Annotated in this window: 1 rRNA gene; it reads right to left on the bottom strand. The window is 51.8% G+C overall.

From position 1 onward, the window contains the following. Window positions 1-19 precede the first annotated feature (19 nt). Window positions 20-2913 (bottom strand): 23S ribosomal RNA (locus AC07W7_RS27050). Between the last annotated feature and the right edge of the window lie 74 nt (window positions 2914-2987).

The raw sequence follows: 2987 nt of genomic DNA, 5'->3' as shown, positions 1-2987 counted from the left end.
CAAATTGCTTGGGTGTTATATGGTCAAGCCTCACGGGCAATTAGTATTGGTTAGCTCAACGCCTCACAGCGCTTACACACCCAACCTATCAACGTCGTAGTCTTCGACGGCCCTTCAGGGAACTCAAGGTTCCAGTGAGATCTCATCTTGAGGCTAGTTTCCCGCTTAGATGCTTTCAGCGGTTATCTATTCCGAACATAGCTACCCGGCAATGCCACTGGCGTGACAACCGGAACACCAGAGGTTCGTCCACTCCGGTCCTCTCGTACTAGGAGCAGCCCCTCTCAAATCTCAAACGTCCACGGCAGATAGGGACCGAACTGTCTCACGACGTTCTAAACCCAGCTCGCGTACCACTTTAAATGGCGAACAGCCATACCCTTGGGACCGGCTTCAGCCCCAGGATGTGATGAGCCGACATCGAGGTGCCAAACACCGCCGTCGATATGAACTCTTGGGCGGTATCAGCCTGTTATCCCCGGAGTACCTTTTATCCGTTGAGCGATGGCCCTTCCATACAGAACCACCGGATCACTAAGACCTACTTTCGTACCTGCTCGACGTGTCTGTCTCGCAGTCAAGCGCGCTTTTGCCTTTATACTCTACGACCGATTTCCGACCGGTCTGAGCGCACCTTCGTACTCCTCCGTTACTCTTTAGGAGGAGACCGCCCCAGTCAAACTACCCACCATACACTGTCCTCGATCCGGATAACGGACCTGAGTTAGAACCTCAAAGTTGCCAGGGTGGTATTTCAAGGTTGGCTCCACGCGAACTGGCGTCCACGCTTCAAAGCCTCCCACCTATCCTACACAAGCAAATTCAAAGTCCAGTGCAAAGCTATAGTAAAGGTTCACGGGGTCTTTCCGTCTAGCCGCGGATACACTGCATCTTCACAGCGATTTCAATTTCACTGAGTCTCGGGTGGAGACAGCGCCGCCATCGTTACGCCATTCGTGCAGGTCGGAACTTACCCGACAAGGAATTTCGCTACCTTAGGACCGTTATAGTTACGGCCGCCGTTTACCGGGGCTTCGATCAAGAGCTTCGCGTTAGCTAACCCCATCAATTAACCTTCCGGCACCGGGCAGGCGTCACACCCTATACGTCCACTTTCGTGTTTGCAGAGTGCTGTGTTTTTAATAAACAGTCGCAGCGGCCTGGTATCTTCGACCGGCATGAGCTTACGGAGCAAGTCCTTCACCCTCACCGGCGCACCTTCTCCCGAAGTTACGGTGCCATTTTGCCTAGTTCCTTCACCCGAGTTCTCTCAAGCGCCTTGGTATTCTCTACCCAACCACCTGTGTCGGTTTGGGGTACGGTTCCTGGTTACCTGAAGCTTAGAAGCTTTTCTTGGAAGCATGGCATCAACCACTTCGTCACCCAGAGGGTAACTCGTCATCAGCTCTCGGCCTTAGAATCCCGGATTTACCTAAGATTCCAGCCTACCACCTTAAACTTGGACAACCAACGCCAAGCTGGCCTAGCCTTCTCCGTCCCTCCATCGCAATAACCAGAAGTACAGGAATATTAACCTGTTTTCCATCGACTACGCTTTTCAGCCTCGCCTTAGGGACCGACTAACCCTGCGTCGATTAACGTTGCGCAGGAAACCTTGGTCTTTCGGCGTGGGTGTTTTTCACACCCATTGTCGTTACTCATGTCAGCATTCGCACTTCTGATACCTCCAGCAAGCTTCTCAACTCACCTTCACAGGCTTACAGAACGCTCCTCTACCGCATCACCCGAGGGTGATACCCGTAGCTTCGGTGTATGGTTTGAGCCCCGTTACATCTTCCGCGCAGGCCGACTCGACTAGTGAGCTATTACGCTTTCTTTAAAGGGTGGCTGCTTCTAAGCCAACCTCCTAGCTGTCTAAGCCTTCCCACATCGTTTCCCACTTAACCATAACTTTGGGACCTTAGCTGACGGTCTGGGTTGTTTCCCTTTTCACGACGGACGTTAGCACCCGCCGTGTGTCTCCCATGCTCGGCACTTGTAGGTATTCGGAGTTTGCATCGGTTTGGTAAGTCGGGATGACCCCCTAGCCGAAACAGTGCTCTACCCCCTACAGTGATACATGAGGCGCTACCTAAATAGCTTTCGAGGAGAACCAGCTATCTCCGAGCTTGATTAGCCTTTCACTCCGATCCACAGGTCATCCGCTAACTTTTCAACGGTAGTCGGTTCGGTCCTCCAGTTAGTGTTACCCAACCTTCAACCTGCCCATGGATAGATCGCCCGGTTTCGGGTCTATTCCCAGCGACTAGACGCCCTATTAAGACTCGCTTTCGCTACGCCTCCCCTATTCGGTTAAGCTCGCCACTGAAAATAAGTCGCTGACCCATTATACAAAAGGTACGCAGTCACCCAACAAAGTGGGCTCCCACTGCTTGTACGCATACGGTTTCAGGATCTATTTCACTCCCCTCTCCGGGGTTCTTTTCGCCTTTCCCTCACGGTACTAGTTCACTATCGGTCAGTCAGTAGTATTTAGCCTTGGAGGATGGTCCCCCCATATTCAGACAAAGTTTCTCGTGCTCCGTCCTACTCGATTTCATGACTAAGAGATTTTCGCGTACAGGGCTATCACCCACTATGGCCGCACTTTCCAGAGCGTTCCGCTAATCTCAAAGCCACTTAAGGGCTAGTCCCCGTTCGCTCGCCACTACTAAGGGAATCTCGGTTGATTTCTTTTCCTCAGGGTACTTAGATGTTTCAGTTCCCCTGGTTCGCCTCTTACGCCTATGTATTCAGCGTAAGATAACCATCTTATGATGGCTGGGTTCCCCCATTCAGACATCTCCGGATCAAAGTCTGTTTGCCGACTCCCCGAAGCTTTTCGCAGGCTACCACGTCTTTCATCGCCTCTGACTGCCAAGGCATCCACCGTATGCGCTTCTTCACTTGACCATATAACCCCAAGCAATCTGGTTATACTGTGAAGACAACATTCGCCGAAAATTCGATCATACTCAATTAAGAGC

The sequence above is a fragment of the Pseudomonas sp. GW821-FHT01D09 genome (assembly GCF_059422465.1).
Note: the sequence above shows the minus strand (reverse complement) of the source record. Positions and strands in the feature narration are given on the sequence as shown.